Source organism: Clostridium estertheticum (assembly GCF_018861295.1).
Lineage (GTDB): Bacteria > Bacillota > Clostridia > Clostridiales > Clostridiaceae > Clostridium_AD > Clostridium_AD estertheticum_D.
Genome location: NZ_JAHLDM010000009.1, coordinates 23,130 through 42,969, shown reverse-complemented (window position 1 = coordinate 42,969; position 19,840 = coordinate 23,130). Strand labels below are relative to the sequence as shown.

Annotated in this window: 15 protein-coding genes; 1 reads left to right on the top strand and 14 read right to left on the bottom strand. The window is 33.0% G+C overall.

Annotation, left to right across the window (positions count from 1 at the left end; all coding sequences use genetic code 11):
- Window positions 1–18 precede the first annotated feature (18 nt).
- From KPL54_RS10695 to KPL54_RS10685, 3 genes are all read right to left on the bottom strand, one after another.
- Window positions 19–819, bottom strand: coding sequence for a zinc ribbon domain-containing protein (locus KPL54_RS10695; protein ID WP_216106571.1), 801 nt, complete (start codon window positions 817–819; stop codon window positions 19–21).
- 225 nt (window positions 820–1,044) lie between these two features.
- The gene (locus KPL54_RS10690) at window positions 1,045–2,703 is read right to left on the bottom strand and encodes an ABC transporter ATP-binding protein (RefSeq protein ID WP_216106570.1); all 1,659 of its coding nucleotides are present in this window, start codon (window positions 2,701–2,703) and stop codon (window positions 1,045–1,047) included.
- On the bottom strand, window positions 2,690–4,468 hold the full coding sequence (locus KPL54_RS10685) for an ABC transporter ATP-binding protein (RefSeq protein ID WP_216106569.1): 1,779 nt from the start codon (window positions 4,466–4,468) through the stop codon (window positions 2,690–2,692). Before KPL54_RS10685 ends, KPL54_RS10690 begins: the two co-directional genes overlap by 14 nt.
- A 484-nt stretch (window positions 4,469–4,952) precedes the next feature.
- Between KPL54_RS10685 and KPL54_RS10680 the strand changes: the two genes are divergently transcribed.
- Window positions 4,953–6,248: an SH3 domain-containing protein gene (locus KPL54_RS10680; RefSeq protein WP_216106568.1), complete on the top strand. Its 1,296-nt coding sequence runs from the start codon at window positions 4,953–4,955 to the stop codon at window positions 6,246–6,248.
- Window positions 6,249–6,476: 228 nt separating this feature from the next.
- Here KPL54_RS10680 and ydjG read toward each other — a convergent pair whose 3' ends face one another.
- From ydjG to KPL54_RS10625, 11 genes are all read right to left on the bottom strand, one after another.
- A complete protein-coding gene (ydjG, locus tag KPL54_RS10675) occupies window positions 6,477–7,457 on the bottom strand; it encodes an NADH-dependent methylglyoxal reductase (RefSeq protein ID WP_216106567.1) in 981 nt (326 codons plus the stop codon).
- 12 nt (window positions 7,458–7,469) lie between these two features.
- The gene (locus tag KPL54_RS10670) at window positions 7,470–8,435 is read right to left on the bottom strand and encodes a carbohydrate kinase family protein (RefSeq protein ID WP_375372987.1); all 966 of its coding nucleotides are present in this window, start codon (window positions 8,433–8,435) and stop codon (window positions 7,470–7,472) included.
- Between the two features lie 2 nt (window positions 8,436–8,437).
- Window positions 8,438–9,283, bottom strand: coding sequence for a class II fructose-bisphosphate aldolase (locus KPL54_RS10665; protein WP_216106565.1), 846 nt, complete (start codon window positions 9,281–9,283; stop codon window positions 8,438–8,440).
- Window positions 9,284–9,302: 19 nt separating this feature from the next.
- Window positions 9,303–10,355, bottom strand: coding sequence for an NAD(P)-dependent alcohol dehydrogenase (locus KPL54_RS10660; RefSeq protein ID WP_216106564.1), 1,053 nt, complete (start codon window positions 10,353–10,355; stop codon window positions 9,303–9,305).
- A 42-nt stretch (window positions 10,356–10,397) separates the two neighbouring features.
- Window positions 10,398–11,768, bottom strand: coding sequence for an MFS transporter (locus tag KPL54_RS10655; protein WP_216106563.1), 1,371 nt, complete (start codon window positions 11,766–11,768; stop codon window positions 10,398–10,400).
- Window positions 11,769–11,895: 127 nt separating this feature from the next.
- Window positions 11,896–12,972 (bottom strand): zinc-binding dehydrogenase, encoded by a 1,077-nt coding sequence (locus tag KPL54_RS10650; protein WP_216106562.1) that lies wholly within the window; start codon window positions 12,970–12,972, stop codon window positions 11,896–11,898.
- Between the two features lie 340 nt (window positions 12,973–13,312).
- Window positions 13,313–14,683 carry an MFS transporter gene (locus tag KPL54_RS10645; RefSeq protein WP_216106561.1) on the bottom strand — a complete coding sequence of 457 codons (1,371 nt, stop codon included), beginning with the start codon at window positions 14,681–14,683 and terminating at the stop codon, window positions 13,313–13,315.
- Window positions 14,684–14,887: 204 nt separating this feature from the next.
- The gene (locus tag KPL54_RS10640) at window positions 14,888–15,055 is read right to left on the bottom strand and encodes a hypothetical protein (RefSeq protein ID WP_216106560.1); all 168 of its coding nucleotides are present in this window, start codon (window positions 15,053–15,055) and stop codon (window positions 14,888–14,890) included.
- A 116-nt stretch (window positions 15,056–15,171) separates the two neighbouring features.
- Window positions 15,172–15,930, bottom strand: a complete 759-nt coding sequence (locus tag KPL54_RS10635) for a DeoR/GlpR family DNA-binding transcription regulator (protein ID WP_216106559.1) — start codon at window positions 15,928–15,930, stop codon at window positions 15,172–15,174.
- Window positions 15,931–16,216: 286 nt separating this feature from the next.
- Complete coding sequence (locus tag KPL54_RS10630) at window positions 16,217–18,091, bottom strand: hypothetical protein (protein WP_216106558.1); 1,875 nt, start codon at window positions 18,089–18,091, stop codon at window positions 16,217–16,219.
- Between the two features lie 130 nt (window positions 18,092–18,221).
- Window positions 18,222–19,655, bottom strand: coding sequence for an oligosaccharide flippase family protein (locus KPL54_RS10625; RefSeq protein ID WP_216106557.1), 1,434 nt, complete (start codon window positions 19,653–19,655; stop codon window positions 18,222–18,224).
- Window positions 19,656–19,840 lie beyond the last annotated feature (185 nt).

The following is a 19,840-nucleotide window of genomic DNA, read 5'->3' as shown; positions in this document are numbered from 1 at the left end:
GCTAAAGTGTATAAGCAATTATTTAGTTGGTATTTTAAATGTCATATGTCCGCTATCATTAGTCACATTATAGTCTAAAACTAAATTTATGAAAGAACTTTTATTTTTAACTGCTACAAATGTATCTGCTGAACATTTAGTCCCTATAATAGTTAATGGCTTAGGGTAATTACCAGCCCCACCTGGATAACCTTCTCCTGACTCTCCTGTGCTGTCAAATGAAGCGAAACTCGATACATATAAACCATGTGTTGAAGTTCCACTAGACAATAATTTATAGGTATAATTAATCTTATACACTTCTACTGGTTTAACCTTGCTATATTTATTTCTTTCTGTTGTTAATGTAATACTGTTAATTGTAATTTCATATGTTCCATACCGAATATCTGGAACAATAACTTTCTGATGTAATTTTCCTACTATGTCTGATTTAGCTGTTTTAGCTGGTTCAGTTTTAGTTGCTTCGGGAGTAACACTTTTAGTTGAAGCTTGTATATCCTGATATTTACGATCATCTGATTTATCTTTATTAGTTGACATTAAACCAAGTGCAGCAACTCCTACTATTACTACTAAGACTATTATTAACATTGGACTATGTTTACGTTTTGCACGAAAGTTATTAGCATCTTCGTAATCTGAGTTTTCTCTATACTCTGGCTTAGTAGTATATACAGGTTCTCTTGTGTAACTATCCTCCTGCTCATCATAACTATCTTGATTGTCATACTCATCTGTCGCTTGGTTTTTTCCACATTCATTGCAGTATTTACTTTTGTCTGTCAGCTCTGTGTTACATTTTATACAATATTTCATTTTAACACTCCTTTAATATGAATATCTCTTTATTCACTTTTGATAAGTAAAATGCAACCATAAATTATAAGATAATACGGAAATACTGAAATACTGTAAGCCTACTATCCAGATCCAGATTCCAATTTAATTTTAATTCATAATTTTTTAACGACATTTATCATAGTATACCATATTTTATTATACATTTTCACCAACTTTTTCTAATTTGAGTATGACTTTCCTCTACATTGCCATCTCAGTATCCGCTGTGGCAATGGTGCTCGGCCGATGAGCTATCATAATCGTGGTTCGGTCCTTCATGAGCGACTGTATTGCCTCTTGAACCAAATATTCTGACTCGTTATCAAGTGCTGAAGTTGCCTCATCCAGTAAAAGAATGGGCGCATTTTTAAGGATGGCCCTGGCAATTGCAATACGTTGTTTCTCCCCGCCAGACAGCTTGTTACCACGCTCGCCTACCAGGGTATCATATCCTTCTGACTGCTTCATAATGAATTCGTGTGCATTGGCAGCCTTTGCCGACTGCACAACCTCTTCCATAGTAGCCTCAGCCCTTCCATATGAAATGTTTTCGGCAATACTTACGTTGTACAAATAAGTATCCTGTGGCACGTAAGCAATCAACTCACGAAGTTTATGTAATCCCAGTTTTTCCAATGGTACACCATTAATATATATTTGTCCCTTTTCTGCTGGATAGAATCCCAATAAAAGCTTAGCTAACGTACTCTTACCACGTCCAGAATGACCAGTAATTGCTACTGAAGTTCCTTTCTTTACAGACAAATTGAAATCCCTTAGAACTTTCTTATCACTTTGCGTATATCTGAAGGTAATATTTTCCATAGAAATATAAGCACGCTTAGAAGACTCATTTTCTGTACCTTCCTGCCTATGTTCCACATAGGTTTTCGGTTCTTCTTGCATACCCATAAATTCAAATACTCGCTGAGCATTAACCAAACAATTGACTAGCTCTGGAATATACCGCCCAATCTGTAAGAAATACCAACTAAAGGTTCCATACAACATATACAATGCCGTCAGCGAAGCAACATCCACCACGCCTTGTTCAACATAATAAATTCCCACACCTAAGAATACCAGTGAACAGAGCAAATTAAAGGCATTATTCAAACCTGTCAGCAGTGCTGAATACCAATTCTGTTTCTTCTGTGCCTTTGCACACTGCTTATTTGAAACATCGTATTCCTTCATAATTATATCCTTCACCGCAAAAATCTTAATCATTTCTATACCCTGCAGAATGTTGGTCAGATTCTGTATCATCCCTTTGTTTACCTTTGACATTTTGGAACTAACCTTTTTCATGGGCTTTACCATTAATGTATTCACTAGCAGGGAAATGCAGCTTACCGCTAGCAATCCCACTGTCACCTGTGGGCATAGATAAAACATAGGAATCAGAAACAGAATAACCATAATAATCGGCATAATAACACGACGAAGCCTAGAACCAAAAATGTCTCCGGTTTTGCTTGCATCATACATTAATTTTGACATAAAATCGCCGGTATGATGAGTATCGTAATATTCTATAGGAAACCACACTGATTTCATATACACCAATTGATTAATCTTTGCAACTGCCCGTTTAGACTCATTGTTATAGATGACTGTTGCCACCACCTGAATCACCATGACCACAACACCTATCAATAAATTTTTCACAAGAAGTAAGACCAACCCATTGGTTGTTCTATGCCCAGCCATGGTGAATAAATCTCGAATCAAAAAAGAACTAATAGTCTTGAATAGTCCTTCGAATATCGCCATTACAAGAATAGCTCCAAAATATATGAGAGCACGCCTCCCCATGAATGTCTTAGTCAATTTAATAAGTATTCTAGATAATTTCATTTAATGTCTCCTCCTTTCTTTCCTCCTGAGTCTGCCGTTGTACCTGGTAAAGATGGTGATAAACACCTTTTTTCATCAACAACTCCTCATTAGTTCCACTCTCTACAATCTGACCCTTTGACAGTACCATAATGGTATCTGCGTTCTCAATGGTGGACAGCCTATGTGCAATGGTGATGACTGTTTTTCCGTGAGAAATACGCTCTATGGCCTCTTTAATCAAATCTTCTGTACCTACATCAATGGCGGAGGTTGGTTCATCCAAAAGAAGGATTGGCGCATTTTTAAGAAAGGCCCTAGCAATGGAAATACGTTGCCGTTCACCGCCTGAAAGCCGTGTTCCACGCTCGCCTGCCAAAGTATCATACTGCTGTGGCAGACTGATAATAAAGTCATGAATATTGGCTAGGCGGCAGGCTTGCTTTATTTCTTCCATGGTAGCTCCCTGTCGTCCATAGGCAATATTATCAGCAATGGTTTTGGGAAATAAAAACACATTCTGGGATACCAAAGAATATAGATTTCTCGCCACATTCAAATTCCAATCTTCAAAATTTCTGCCGTAAAGCTTATAATTTCCTGATTGCTTCTGATAAAATCCACAGAGTAGCTTAAAAATAGTAGACTTACCTTCCCCAGAACTACCTACGAAGGCCACATTTTTTCCAACCTGAATGGTGAAATCCACATTGTGCAACACTTGGCAATCTTCATTGTAAGCAAAATTTACATTTTTAAATTCAATAACAGTTTCCAGTACCTGATCACAATCTCTGACGCAGTGACTCCCAGCCCAAGTTCCGCTGGGTTCGTCCGCTTGCCCCATCAGTTCTTCCAGACGCTGGATGGACACACCTATTTCACGTGCATCATTAAACAACATAGGTAGTTCGCTTAAAGGATGAATAATTCGGTCCAACATAAGAATGAAGAAAGTCATCTCTCCCACAGTAAGTGAACCGTTTAACACCCTCATTAGTGCCAATGTGGCCAAAATAATATTTGGTAGCCAGTTAATCACGCCCTGCATAATCCATGATATTGATGACAATCTATTACGCATAAATTCAAACTCCAGAATTTCATCGTTAGCTTTGTAGATTTTTTTCTGCATCACTGACATCAGATTGAAGCTTCTGCCCACAATGATGCCTTGAATATTGTCATAGGCAATGGAGTTAAGCACATCAATTTTCTTTAATCGGTTCTTGGCTAAGTTTGCCATTCGCTTAGATGAGTAATGAGACACCACAAGCACCACTGGATACCCAACCGCTATAAATACCACCAGCATGCCATCAATCTTACCGATGGAAATAATAATAGTCACAGCCTCAACCAATATTCGACAAATATCAGGAAGTGTTTCTGAAAAGAACCGTCCAGCTTGGCCAATATCCGAAATCAACTTGTTCAAAATGGTACCAGAGGAGTTCTTGTCAAAATACTTAAATTCTAGATGAACCAGTTTTCTCCCAGCCTCCTCGCGAAACTGTGTCTGAATATTTACACTAAATTGTGACGCGCACACATCCCTAACCAGAGATGCCACAAAACCAATTCCCACAAAGAGGAAAAGTTGCATCATAAAACTTGTACTTACAATACCCGACACTTGTCCAGAAAGAAGTACATCAATGGCATTGGATATTAGACTGCTACCCTTCACAATAATTGAGGTCAGCACATATGCTGCAATCAATTCCACAACCATCCAGGGAAGATACCGTATAGCTATTCTCCGAAATACATTATTCTTTCTCATTTTTGTTTTCTCTCCTTACTTTATCAATTTTAACTATTTCAGTTGAGTCATTTAGTGTTAATTTTCAGTAACATTCGAATTTTTCAAAACGATTACCATAAACACTTTTAAGTGGTATATCACTTATCTAATAGCTTAATATATCTTTTGAGCTGAATGGTAAAAAATCACCTATCTACAAGATAGGTGAAAAATTTAAATTACAGATAATCACGTTGCTAATATGATTGCAAAAAAGTTAAAAAGCACCCGATTTTTGTCAGGCTCCTTTTTTAACAATTTCCTTAATATTATGCCTTATATTTGTAAAATATAATATTTATTCTAATAATACCTAAATATTACGTAATTGTCAATTACCATTCTGAATCATAACAGCTGGAGCATAACTTTTTAGAGCACTAATTTGATACATCTTTTATATGGATTATATTTAAAATTGGTATTATAATGTAAATAATTATGTAACTAGTGAGGTGTATTTATGTATAAAGATGATTATATATTCCCAAATTTTATGTGTTCCGCTTCCTTTTGGATGCGTGATCTTACTGACGCTACAAAAATAATACTTTCTATAGATGAAATTAAAAAGTTTAATAATAATCTTAAATCTACAATACCTTCTTTATATGATTTAGATAATGAAGAGGATACTATAGCTTCTAAACCTCTCATTGATCTCATACAATCATATAAACTATTCACTAAAGATATGTTTGATTCTAATGGAAAGTTAATCCCCACTGATTACTTTGAAGAGATTATACGCAATACAAATTTAAATAAAATAAAAGATTATACTACTATTGAGTACGGTATAAGCATAAAAAAGACTTCAGTGAGAAGTTTCCCCATAGAAGACCCTATTTTTTCGTCTTTAGAAGATAGTAAAATAAATAATTTTGACAGGTTTCAAGAGACAAGTTCCTTTCCCTATGAACCAGTTCTAATACTCCATAAGAGTCGAGATAAAAAGTGGTATTTCGTAAAATTTTACAATTATTTTGGTTGGGTTAAAAGCAGTGATATAGCATTAGCCAAAAATAAAAAACAAATTTCAAATTATTCTAAAAGCAAAGAATTTTTAATGGTTATTGCAAAAGAAGCTACTTTAACTATTAATGAAAAAGACTCACCCTCAATAACTATAAAATGTGGAATGGGTACAAAGCTGTTCTTATTAAAGCATAATGAATCTAATCTAGTGGATAATTATATTATAAAATATCCAACGAGTGATATCAGTGGCAACCTTATATTTAAAAATGCTACTATAGATAACACTGAAGACCTTGTATATGGAAACCTTCCATATACAAGGTATAATATAATAAATCAGGCTCTTAAATTTATCGATACACCATACGATTGGGGAGATAAATTTTCCGGAAAAGACTGTTCCAGCTTTATACTAACAATTTATAAATGTTTCGGACTCTTACTTCCACGCAATGCTGACCAACAAGAAAATAGTTTTTTTAATAAAGATAATTCTTTTAAATTTAAAAAAGATGATTCACTAAAAAATAGATACACCTTAATGGATAAACTAAAACCAGGTGCTGCACTATTTTTAGAGGGACATGTAATGATGTACCTTGGCAAATATAAGAATGCTCATTATATGATTCACAGCTTTTCAGGATATAGTGTTAAAAATGGGTCTAATTACGAAACACGTTCTGCTTTACAGGTTGCCATTTCGACCATAGATCTGATATCAGCAAGCGGAACCCCTTTTATACAAAAATTCACTTCTGCAGTACATTATCAATAAACTAAATATGCAGTAGATGCTCTTTCCATCTCAGTTCCGAAAAATCACATTTATGGACATTTTACAATTACTCTATTGCCTGTAAAGTTACCATATTAATATTTATTAGCAAATTGCTTTCGATCATAAAAAAAGAAGAAGGTACCATTATATATGGTATACCCTCTTCATACTTTTTAACTAATGTGTTTGTTCCACTTATACCAATTCAAAACTACATTTGCTCCTTTAGTCGTCAATTGCTTCTGCCATTTCTCTCATTAATCTAGCATCCGATTTTGAAAGTTCAACTTCAGCAGATTTTACATTCTCTTTAATTTGGTCTACGGTAGTTGCTCCACTTAGCAGATTAAAGAAATCACCCTGTGCCAAAACCCATGCAAGAGATAAATTGGCTATTGTACAATCGTATTTTTTGCACAACTCTTTCCAACTATCCATCATATTCATTGCCTTTTGCATATTTTCAGGTTGGAACCACTTTTTATTACACTGCGCCCCTGTTGGAACATAATCTCTTGGAAGGCACCCGCTCAATAACCCTTGCTCCAAAGGAGAGTAAGCTTGAAGAGTAATTTTATTTTCTCTACAAATTGGAACCAAATCCTGTTCAATTGCTCTATCCAAAATACTGTATTTAGCTTGCACCAAATCTAATTGTCCATACTTTAAATATTCTTTTATATGTTCAGGTGTCATGTTTGCAGCACCAATGGTTTTTATCTTTCCGGCTGCCTTTAGTTCATTTAATGCTTCCATTGTTTCTTTGATTGGAGTAAAGTAAGGCTCTACTGATTGCCAATGAGTCATGTAAACATCAATATAATCCGTTCCCAACCGCTCCAAACTCATTTCAATCTCTTCCATAATTGATTCTTTGGAAAGATTCTTATAAAGCTGTACGTCACCTACTTTGTTAAACAAACTTCCTTTTCTATTCCATGTTATACCACATTTTGTAATTAAACAAACATCCTCTCTTTTCATACCTTTCAAAGCCTTGCCAACAATTACTTCGCTGTTACCAAAATTATAACCTGGAGCTGTATCAATTACATTAACCCCAATGGACGGACAAGTTCTTATAGTATCTATGGATGATTGTAATTCTCGGTCTCCGTTCCATGCAGGACCTCCACCAATAGGCCAAGTTCCTAGACCCATTCTTGAAATATTTATATCAGTTTTTCCTAATTTCATTGTTTTCATTTCAACACTCCTTCAGTTTTCTATTTTGGAAATAATATATTCTTTCATTCTTTCAGCTACCTGTTGTTTGCTTTTCACTCCAGTTGTTGCCCCTAGATATTCAACGGAAATGGATGCTGTCACGTTAGCGAACTCGGCACATTCCTTGAGTGATTTTCCATCCAAAATAGCTGTAATAAATCCAGCAGCAAAGTTGTCCCCTGCACCAATAGTATCAATTAATTTAGAATATTTATATATAGGAACAATTAATGTTTCATTTGAATTTTTTACAAAACATCCATCTTTGCCAGTCTTTATAATTATATTTTTAACGCCGCAGCCTAAAAAAACATCTGCTATTTCATCCAAATTTGTTTTGCCAGTTATCAAACAAGCCTCATCATAGTTTGGAAAAAAGTAATCAACATATCCTAAAGCTTCACGGATATCTTCAAACCCCTCACCAAATCTTCTTTTAATCATGTCTGCACAAATTAGCATATTGTTCTTCTTTGCCTCTGTAAAAATCTTTACAAGTGACTCTCCATCAATTAATGGATTATTAAATATACTTGCTAATGAAAGTAATCTCGCTTCTTTAAATCGTTTAAAATCAACATCATCAATATTGGTCTTCCACAAGCTTCCATTACGATTTGTAACAAATGTTCGCTCACCATCTTCAGTTACTAAACCCACATTGATAGAAGTATCAATATCTGGATCAATATTTACACTAAAACAATCAATATTATTTTGTTCACAGAATTTAAGAATGTAATCTCCTACTACATCTTTCCCAATGCGACTCATTAATGCAACTTTATATCCTAACCTTGAAATTATAGTAGCTTCATTAATTGCATCTCCACCTATAGTCATACATATTTTTTCTAAAGGATAAGATTCACTATCAAATATATTTTTGCTTACAGGATGTAAAGGTATATCAACAATTGCAGCCCCAATACAAATTACATCTAATTTATTATTCACAATTAACTCCTCGCTTTTCCATAACATCCGAATAATTTTATTTTTTCCATTGCTCTTTTTGCAACTTCTTTTCTAACTTCTTGCTGCAATTTCAAATAAGGAAGCTTCCTCTCTTGATTTGCTTCAATAGCGATCATTGCCGCCTGGCATAACTCAGTATGAATGTTGATTTTTGTAATTCCTATGGCAATACATTTTCTAATATCTTCATCACAAATCCCTGATGCACCATGAAGTACCAATGGAATATCAACAGCCGCTCTAACAGCTTCTAATACGGGATAATTAATTTTTGGTTTAGAGGTATAAACTCCATGTTGGTTTCCTATAGCAGTTGCCAAGCAATCTATGCCAGTTCTTTCACAAAATTCTGCAGCTTCTGATGGATCAGTATATCCGTATGCAGCCATAGCTTCTTCATAAATCGTCTCAGCACCAACATGTCCTAATTCACCCTCAATTGGAATTCCTAATGGTTTGAACTTATCAACTACCTCTTTTGTTAATTTAATGTTAGTTTCTAAATCATTTGCAGATGCATCAATCATAATAGAAGTATATCCTATATCAACAGCATGACTTACTATTTCAAAGTTTCTGCCATGATCCCAGTGAATACAAGCGGGTACAGTTGCTTTATCCGCCATAGAAACCATCATTTTTATGAAGTGATCTATATCTGTGTTTTCTAAGAATCCACTACCAAAAGATAAAATAATTGGTGCTTGCGCCTCTTCAGTAGCATCCATAACTCCTTGTAGCATTTCAGTATTCCAAATGCAGAAATTTGGTACTGCATAACCTTCCTTCTGAGCTTTTAGTAACATATCTTTCATTGAAACAAACATAATAATCTCTCCTTTATTTTTAATTAATTTTTATAACGGACTTGATAATATCTTTTTTGCAATTAACAGAGTCTTCGAATGCTTTTTGAACATCTTTATAATCGTAAATATTAGTAACCATTGATTTCACATCAATACGACCAGATGAAATTGCGTCTATTGTAGCTGGATAACGATTAGCATAACGAAATACGGTTTGGATCGTTACTTCACGGTTAATTTTTAGAAAATCAATTGGTGTTGCACCAGGAATAGTACCAACAATCATAATCTTACCGCCACGCATTACCAACAATGGTGTCTGTTTCGCTGTTACCTGCGAACCCGCTGTTTCAAACACAATGTCAGCTCCCAAATCGCCCAAAATTTCTTTACATTTTACTACCGTATCATCTTCCATACCATTGACTACTTCCATAGCCCCTAATTTCTTTGCCATTTCTAGTCTCTTTGGAAGTACATCTACTACTACAATTTCTGTTGCACCCATAACTTTACATGCCTGAAGAGTCATTAGCCCAATACAACCTGAACCTAAAATTATAATTTTTTTGCCAGGCTTTGCACCTGCGCTCATTGCTGCATGCATACCCACTGCTGCAGGCTCTACTAACGCACCTTCCATGGTATTCATGTTATCCGGGAGTTTGTATGTAAAACTTTCCGGATGGCAAATATAATTTGTCAATGCTCCTTTGTAATTCGGCTGTGTTGCCAAGAAATCTACATCCGGGCAGATATTATACTTTCCTTCTAGACAGAACCTACATTTTCCACAAGGAACTCCTGGTTCAATGCAAACTCTATCCCCTATTTTGAACTTAGTCACTTTAGTACCGATTCCTACAACTTCACCAGCACACTCATGCCCTAACCCAATCTTTTGATTTGGATCTGATGGAGGAATAAATGGGCCCGATTCGAATCCATGAACATCCGATCCACAAACTCCTACATATTCTACTTTAATTAGAACTTCATCATCCTTTGGATCAGGTATTTGTGATTCTTTTATCTCCATCTTTCCAGGAACAACTAAAATAGCTTCTGTATTTTTTTTTTCATTTTTCATTTCAATTCGACCCCTTTCAAAATTTACCAAACTTACAATCTACTATTCTGCTTTTGATCCAATAGCCTCAACAGAAGCGCCTCTTGTTTCAATACCAATAGTGGCAATTACTATTGCAACTATTACTGCTACAGAACCTAGCAATACAAATACACCTTTTACACCTTGTTTATCAAGTAAATAAGCAACAGCAAATGGTGCAACAATGCCACTGATACGTCCAACAGCGTTTGCAAGACCCGAACCACGGAGTTTTGCTTCCGTTGGCCAAATTTCAGGAACGTATACTGCTGATGCATAACAGACAAACATATAAACAAATGTAATTAAGCAAAATCCCATTAATGTAATCATAACCATACTAGTTTGTAGGGAATACACATATCCAAGCACAGCGATCATCAAAAGTAATCCGACACCCATCACTTTACGTGGAATTTTATCAATAACAAGAACAGCTATAAAAATACCAAAAGGTGCACCAAACATACTCATAGTATTTAATACAATAGAATTCTTCAAATTAATGCCCTGTGACATGAATATTGTAGGAAGCCAATTAATTAGTGTATATTGAACCACATTCATTGCAATCAAAACGGAAGACCCAAGTATAACCCGTTTGAGCAGTTCCCCTTTGAACAAAGCAGAGTATGGAATAACATTTTCTTTTTTGTCCGCAGAAACATCGGTAACTGGTTCCAACTTTTTACCAGTTTGATGTTCCACTAACATCTCAATCTCAGACATAATCTTTTCCGCTTCTTTGTATCTTCCTTGGACTTCTAACCAACGCGGTGATTCCGGGAATTTTTTATAGGCAATAACTGTAGCTATTATAGATAAAATAGCTGGAACAAGAAACTGTACTCTCCAATTCATATTTGCAGCAATAAGTGGAGTAATGCTCATAGCAATCAGTGAACAGATTGGATAAGACCAATTTCCAATAAAGGAAACTCTACTAGACCAAGTACCACGATTACGCCCAGGCATATATTCTGTGAACCCTGCAAACAAAGTTACAAGCAAAGCACCAAGTCCAACTCCCATAAAAAAACGGCAAACAATTAAAAATGTCATGTTTGGTGAGAATGATCCAATTATCATTGCAATAATGTGAATAATCTCAAAAGTTAAAACACTTTTACGCCGTCCTATTTTATCACCAATAATTCCTCCTAAAAGAGCACCAAAAAACATGCCTGCTACCGTCAGCGAAGTAAATATTGCACTTATATTGTTATTTGTCCAACCTAGCTCTTTCAATTGTGCCAGAACAAGACCACCAATAGCATTACTCCAGCATACCAATAATGAAAAAGCAACAATTGAAAATATTGACAAATGCCATTTGCTGTTTGGCAGGCGGTCAAGTCGTGCACCACAATTAGGTTTTTTTATTGTCTCCACTTTGTTCACTCCTTTTGTTTTACATTATTTTAGAATATCGCTTACTACATCAATAATTTTAATTTGTTCTTCCATTTTAAACATATAACAACAGCCTAATTAAGGTGCAACCATTAATTTTTTCATTTTAATCACAATCATATGTTAGAATAACTTTGATTGCTTCCTTACTCTCCATTAAAGCGAAGCCTTTATCCCATTCTGAAAGACCTAATCTATGTGTAATCATAGGTTTAACTTGAATTTTTCCCGATTTTAACAAATTAATAGCATTTCTCCATGAAGTTGTGTCATAACCCATATGCCCAATAATAGAAATCGCTTTCATTGAAATATCATTTATACAGAAATCAACTGGTTTGAATCCCATGCCAATTCTGACAATTTCACCATTAGGTCTGCACATTTCAATCGCTTGTTTTAATACTATGTTAGCACCTGCACAATCAACAACCAGACTTATGCCATCTTTGCCGCAAATTTCTTGACATCGAGCAACAACATCTTCTTGTGAACCATTAACTATATGTGTAGCACCAAGATCACTCGCAACTCCAAATCTAACTTTAGTATCATCGTCCAAACCTACCATAACTATATTAACAGCCCCCATTATTTTCGCAATTTGTACCGAAAACAGTCCTAAAGGACCTGTCCCAAATACTATAATATTTTGTCCTGGTAGAAATTTAGAACGTTGAGCTATTGCTTTGTAAGCATTACAAATAGGATCTAAAATAGCTGCTTCTTCATAACTTATATTTTCTGGTATTTCCCATATTGTATGTTTATGAATACTTAAAATTTCACCAGGTATTTTACAATACTTTGTAAATCCACCATTTGTACCATATCCTAATCCTAAATTTACCTTTTCAGGACATGTTAAGAAGTCACCTGATTCACATGATGGACAAACACCACATACATGGGCTGTGTTATCAGAAACAACTCTTTGTCCAAGTTTCCACTGAGTAATATTTTTCCCTATTTTAACAATCTCACCTGATAATTCATGCCCTCTTACTGATCCAAATTCATCTGAACCATTTTCTACTTTGTAATGTTTCATATCAGCACCACAAATTGCTGCTGCTTTTACCTCAATGATGATATCGTCATCACCACAAACGGGTTCTGGAACATCGATCCATTTATAACTTCCAAATTGACTTGGTGTACCATACTTTGCTAATGCTTTCATAAGATCCCTCCTAATTAATATAACGTTTTCATATTTGTTTTGTTTTTGTCTATACGCATATAATACTATTATAAATCTTTGTTGTCAACAAATTTATTTTGTTATAAACATTTTTTTATTTAAACAAATATTTTCATTCTAAAATATGATTTTATTTAAATATTATTTCCATTTAATAATTAAAATAGTACATTTTTATTCGGTTTCACCCAAATAAAAAAAGAGTTATTCCTAATAAACATACTGAAAGTCCTCAAACCCACACTAAAATGTCAGGCATTCAAACTTTCAAATAAGAATACAGGAAAAACTCATGAAATAAACATAATAATTTTGTTGATTACTTTATTTCCATACATATCTCTTCAAGTGATTTTTGCTTAGTTTCAATACCTATAGTAGCAATTACCAAAGCAACGAGACCGAGCACCCCTCCAAGCGTAATAAAAACTGCAACCGATCCATAGTTCGTCATAATCCATGCCACTCCATATGGAGTAAAAATCGTTACGCCTCTTCCAACTGAATTGCATAGTCCCGAACCCCTAAGACGAATTTCAGTTGGCCATAATTCAGGAACATAAACTGCCGATGCAAAACAAACATACATATAGAGAAAAAGAATAAGTGAAAACCCCAATATAACAATCAGCACTTCAGACCTCTGAATTGCATAAATATACCCAAGTACAGCAATTACAATTAACAGTGTAACCCCCATCCACTTACGTGGAAATTTGTCTATTATCCTTGTTGCAATAAATACTCCCAGTGGTGCTCCAAACATAATCAAAGTAGTCATAATAATTGACTTGGTAACAGTTATACCAGATTTTACAAATATTGTTGGAATCCAAGTTGTAATACTATAAAGCGCTGTATTCATCCCTATAAGCACAAAACATCCTAGTATTGTTCTCTTTAATAACGCTCCCTTAAATAGACTTGTAAAAGGCATTTTTTTATCATCACGAGATTTGTTTAATTTTTGTTCCGCTACTAGTGGTAGCTTAATTCCCTTCTCTAGTTCTATTTCTTTTTCAATATTTGTGAGTATATTGTCTGCTTTCTCTTCCATTCCACGTGCTACATACCATCGTGGTGATTCCGGGAACCCGTGACGTACAACCCATAGAGCTAGTGCAGCAACTCCACCGATAATAAACATTGCACGCCAACCATAATTGGGACCTAAAAGGGGCATTGCTATAACCCCAATCAACGTTGCGAGTGGCGGTGCACAGTTCCCCACCAATGATAATGTAGCAGCCCATTTACCACGTTCTTTCGCCTGAACAAATTCAGTAAACGTAGCAAACCCAACGACAATCTCCGCCCCCAGGCCAATACCTGTTAATCCACGAAGTACAATCAGCATAGTCATATTAGTTGCAAATGCCGCTGCTATAGAAGCTATTCCAAATATAAGAAGGTTAACTTGATAAGCAAATTTTCTTCCAAGATGATCCCCTGAAAAGCCTGCAAACAGAGATCCAATAAAAAGTCCAGCCATAGTAGACGAAGTAAACGCTGCATTTAAATAATTGTTAGACCAACCATTCTTTACTAATTGGGCTAAAACTATTCCACCTAAACAATTATCAAATCCATCAATTAATAGACCTAGCCCAATCAACCAAAAAATCTTATAATGCCATTTCGAAGTAGGTAACCGATCAATCCTAGCACCTATATTACTTTGCATGTTCATACAAACATCTCCCCCACAAATTTTTTTATAATATATAACTATAACCAATATGTTTTTTTATAATCGTTTTCATTAAGGATAAATAACTTTTTCATTGATTACCCATATTAACTTAATCCATTTATATATTTTTCAAAAGAAATCGTATACACCTTTTGTTAAAAATCACTTGCATATATATAATAATATTTATTTTGTTGTATGTCAACATTTTAATATTTGTTTAGGACAACTTTTATTGTTTTGGTTCAAAAATATATAGTTGAAAGCTGTTATTTTCAAACTGGTATCTATGTCGAACGCCTTTCCATTCCCATAAGCATCTAATGTTTCATACTTTTGTTCTGTTGTATATTTAGTTCTTTTAGACAAAAAAATGCTTTCCTTTCTAGTATAAGATTTTTATTATTTAATCTTTCTACTTTAAGGGAAGCATTTTTTTGTTTGAGCTATATGTATTTTTAAAAAAACAAACTCTTTTCATAATATTAATATAGTATTTTTATATTATTGCTTTTCAGAAATTCTCTCCACTCAATTCCTGGCTCTTTTTCTGTAACTATATAATCTATATTATTAAAATCAAAAAGTTTAACTAGCGATAATTTATCAAATTTAGTATGATCTATTAACAATATAACATTGTTAGCTTGCTCAATCATTTGTTTTTTAATTTCTACTTCTTCATCACTAGAATCCATAATACCTTCATTTATATCCATACCTTTGCAACTGACTAAAGCTATCTCAACATGATAATTTTTAATAGCATTTTTTGCTATAATTCCTATTAATGATGATGAACTTTTTTTAAAAGCTCCACCAGTAGACAATATCTTCAAATCGGATTGATTTAATTCATGCAATACCTCTACAGAGTTTGTAATGACAGTAATGTCAGTTCTGTCCTTAATTAATTTCAATACCTCCATCACTGTAGAACTTGAATCTGCAAACAACGTTGCCCCCTCTTTTATAAGTTCAAGCGCCTTGCGGGCTATGACTTGTTTACTTTCAATGTTAATACTTGCCCTCTTAAAAAACGGTATACCCTCACTTTTATTTTCAATATTTAGTACTGCTCCTCCATAAGTTCTTATAACTATACCTTTTCCATCCAACTTTTCAAGATCTCTTCTTATTGTTTCTTCCGTAACATCAAACATGTGACTCAATTTTGATACGGTTACTTTTTTTTCATTAATCACCATTTCTTCTATAATATCCAATCTATCTCTAGCCGCCATTATTATTCTCCTTTTTTAATAAGTATTACAATTGTTGTTTTTTAATAATTTCTTTTATATCCAAGTATTCTTTAAATCAACAAATATCAGTATATCTTTTTTATTCTCTTATTCTTTTATTCATTGTATCAGATAATCAAAAATAACTCAAACAAATAAAAAATGTTGTAAATACAGAAATATTAACGTATTTAAAGTAAGTTCCGATACTAAATAATTTTCTTTTAGAATACAACCTATAAAGAAGAAAATACCATTATATGGTATACCCTCTTCATTTTTTCAACTAATGTGTTTGTTCCACTTTTGCTGTAGTTACCCCTCTTTTTCCATCCCACTTATACCAAGTTAAAATTTTAGAACCATCTATATTACTTGAATCTGGATCTTTAGGATCCCTCTCTAAAGAGGAAAGTTCTAATATTTTACCTCCATCAATTTCTTTAATAGGAGAAGGATAAACTGAGTTTATGCTTTTATCTAGAGCTGAAACAAGTTCTCCATCTTTTATTATATAAAGAGATTGTGATCCGCTATGTGACCCTATAGCACCGGATACAAATAATCCGTTAACATCACCTTTAGCTTTTGAAATATTCATTTTTATACAATCCTCGGAATCATTTTGCACAGCACTCATTAAACTATATTTACCATTAATGTACTTAAATAATTTAATACTATTTGGAATATATATTTCTGAAAATAATGAAGAGTTTCTTTCATATACCGCTACTTCAAGCAATCCATCGTTATCTATATCACCCAGTGTATAATAATTAGATGGATCTTCTTGGTTTATATATGTTTTTTTAACTAATGAATCTGCATATTTTCCAAGAGCATTAATATACTCAGTGTTATTTACCATGTCAATGTCATATTTACTACATGTAGCATAAGTTTCTGCAGCTTCTTTATATTTATGGTCAGCACTCAAAGTAATTGCGGTTAAATATGCAATTTTGTTAGTCATGACACTCTTCAAATTTTTAGCCTCACTGCTGTTACTATCAAGCTTTACAATTTCCTTTATATACTTGTTAGCCTCCTCATATCTCTTGCCACTTATAGCCTTATTTGCTAATGTTACATTTAATTTTATAAATTGTTTTGTACATAACTCTATATTTTTTTGTGCATTAGCATAAAATTCAACATTTGTTTTTGTTACTTTTTTAAATTTTTCTATGCTGCTCCAGTAATCCTTATCATCCATTAATTTCATGCCAAATTGGTAATTTGCCTTTTCTATTAATGTTTTACTGTCTTTATATTCAGGTATTTGCTGCAACCGCAATAATGCTTCATCATATTTGCCACTGCCTAATAATTTTATCGCACTTCCATATTGTTGTTTTTTTATTACTGCTGGTTTTATATATCTAATAGATATAAATATAATAAAGACTAATAATATTGATGCCAAAGTAATTTTAGCTATTCGTATCTTTTTAACTTTTTGTTTTTGTTTCATATCTTCTTCAACCTTGATTTTTTCTTGATAGATTTGATAATCATTGTAGGACTTTTCTAAATATTCTTTTCTTATAATATTAAACTGCCCTACTTTATCTCGTCCACATCTGCAGCAATTTAAAGCGGAAATTTTATTTAATCTCCCACAGCAACATATCCATCCTAATTCTTCTACAACTTTTGGAATAAACTCGATACTGTAAGGATTCTCTTCTAACTTAATTCTATCTAGTTCTCCCATTAACACATTTCCTAAAACATCTATTTTTGTTCTTTCAGGTATTTTATTTACTTTCTCATCTATATTTATTTCCTTAATATCTCCATTTTTATAAACTACCTTTTCAACATATAATTTAACCTTTCTTACATTTTTATTTGTAAGATGTACAGCAACATTATCACCAAAAGTATTATTTGGTTTTACATCCAAGTCCTGATAAGAATGCTTAATGGTATTACCATCTTCATTCATTGGGTTGCCGGCATCGTCAAAACATTCAACTGAAATATATACTGATGAGATGTTTTCATTTGATATATTACATATTTTTAATTGAAGAACAACATTGTCGCATGCCGCATCATAAAATAAAGAACCATTAATTATTTCTACTGGCCATTCTTTAAACCAGTAATTAAGATCTATATGCCTAATATTAGTATATTCATTTTCAACCATTATTATTTCCCCCTAATTCATTACAGTGCTTACAGAGTTCCATTAATAATATAATTATATGCATCCCCTTCAACATAAGAACTTTTGTTTAAAGGGGATAATATTTCACTAAAGTAATATGTAGTTTATACTATTTATTTTTAAGATTTACAATATCCTTAAATTTCAATCCGGAAACAAAATATAATATTATAGTAGATATTAGTAATAAACATAAGTTACTTATAAAATTTAACATCATTTTTTTTATTATAAATGTAATAATCATAGAAATTATAACTATAGAATATATTTTTTTATAGTTCCACTTAAGATCATCTTTTTTATTAATTCTTCTTGATAAACATAAAACCATAACAGAGGACAGTGCAAATGAAATTAGAGTAGCTGCACTTGCTCCTATTATTTCATATTTTGGTATAAGTAAAAAGTTTAATGCTACATTTACAGCAGCTGATAGAGTTGATGCTATAAATATATATTTAGTTCCTGTTTCATTATAAAATAGACCAGCAACGAAAAAATAATAAACTCCATTAAAAACATAACCAAATGCAATATAAGGTATACAATCTACTGCACTATAAAAGCTTTTATGAACCATAAATTTTAAAATGTAAGGGCTCAGAATTGATAACCAAAGTGCTCCTAGTGAATATAGTAAAATAAAAGCAGTTCCAAACCTATAAATTTGATTTTTATCATTTTTGCTGTCTTTCATAATACCAAAGAACCATGGTATAAAAGCACTATTAACAGCCGTAGCAACCAGGTTAATTATATTTCCATATTGATATCCCGCATTGTAAATCCCTACCACAGAAGGATCTTTAATATTATTTAGTATTAATCTATCAGCCATTGTCGATGTCCATCCTGCTAGTGAATGTGGCACCAGAGGCATAGCATACTTCATGCTTCTCACTATTATCTTTTTATCAATTTTCCATTTTGTAAACTTAGTAAATACTATAAATGCATAGATGAAAGTTATTATAGACACTATAAATGGGCTTAATAATTGTCCTGTAACTCCTAACTTTATAACCACAATAAAAACTATATTTAGTAACAATGTTACTAAATACACTGAGAATTGTTGCACCGCATATTTTTCGGCTTTATGTTGCATTTGTAATATACTTTGGTATATAGGAAATAGCGTTGAAAGACCTACTGTTAATAATCCAATTGCCATATATGGATAAAAGTCTATTCCCTTTATAAATTTATCCAATATAAATTTATGAGTAACAAATAAAAATATAGTTAAGATTAATGAAATCATTAAAATTGTCGTGATTATTGTTCCTATAAATTTTTTAAATAAAGCCTCATCATCTTCATACTCATAATAATATTTAGAAATAGCACCATTTAATCCAAGCAAATAAAACACCCCAAGAAAACCCGTTATAGATGTAACTATAGAAAATATTCCATAATCATTAGGAGTTAGATACTCTGTGTATACACGAAGCATGAAAAATCCTATAGCTCCCTGCAAAACCTGAACAGTACCATATATCCCTGCATTTTTAATAACCTTTTTTACTGAAATCATAAATTACCTTCCTTTAATATCATAGAAATTTCTCTTATATTTCCATATGTTGATTGTTTATATATTTGCATAACTTATCTCCTTTAGATTCTTTATCTTAAATAAATAATTTTCTCAATATTTTAGGGATCCATTTCCAAAAACTTAGTAACTCCTGTATATAATTACAAATACTTATATAATGT

Excerpts from the sequence above, each read along its gene's own strand:
- KPL54_RS10695 (WP_216106571.1), bottom strand. The coding sequence starts at position 819 with ATGAAATATTGTATAAAATGTAACACAGAGCTGACAGACAAAAGTAAA.
- KPL54_RS10690 (WP_216106570.1), bottom strand. The coding sequence starts at position 2,703 with ATGAAATTATCTAGAATACTTATTAAATTGACTAAGACATTCATGGGG.
- KPL54_RS10685 (WP_216106569.1), bottom strand. The coding sequence starts at position 4,468 with ATGAGAAAGAATAATGTATTTCGGAGAATAGCTATACGGTATCTTCCC.
- KPL54_RS10680 (WP_216106568.1), top strand. The coding sequence starts at position 4,953 with ATGTATAAAGATGATTATATATTCCCAAATTTTATGTGTTCCGCTTCC.
- ydjG (WP_216106567.1), bottom strand. The coding sequence starts at position 7,457 with ATGAAAACAATGAAATTAGGAAAAACTGATATAAATATTTCAAGAATG.
- KPL54_RS10665 (WP_216106565.1), bottom strand. The coding sequence starts at position 9,283 with ATGTTTGTTTCAATGAAAGATATGTTACTAAAAGCTCAGAAGGAAGGT.
- KPL54_RS10660 (WP_216106564.1), bottom strand. The coding sequence starts at position 10,355 with ATGAAAAATGAAAAAAAAAATACAGAAGCTATTTTAGTTGTTCCTGGA.
- KPL54_RS10650 (WP_216106562.1), bottom strand. The coding sequence starts at position 12,972 with ATGAAAGCATTAGCAAAGTATGGTACACCAAGTCAATTTGGAAGTTAT.
- KPL54_RS10645 (WP_216106561.1), bottom strand. The coding sequence starts at position 14,683 with ATGAACATGCAAAGTAATATAGGTGCTAGGATTGATCGGTTACCTACT.
- KPL54_RS10635 (WP_216106559.1), bottom strand. The coding sequence starts at position 15,930 with ATGGCGGCTAGAGATAGATTGGATATTATAGAAGAAATGGTGATTAAT.
- KPL54_RS10630 (WP_216106558.1), bottom strand. The coding sequence starts at position 18,091 with ATGGTTGAAAATGAATATACTAATATTAGGCATATAGATCTTAATTAC.
- KPL54_RS10625 (WP_216106557.1), bottom strand. The coding sequence starts at position 19,655 with ATGATTTCAGTAAAAAAGGTTATTAAAAATGCAGGGATATATGGTACT.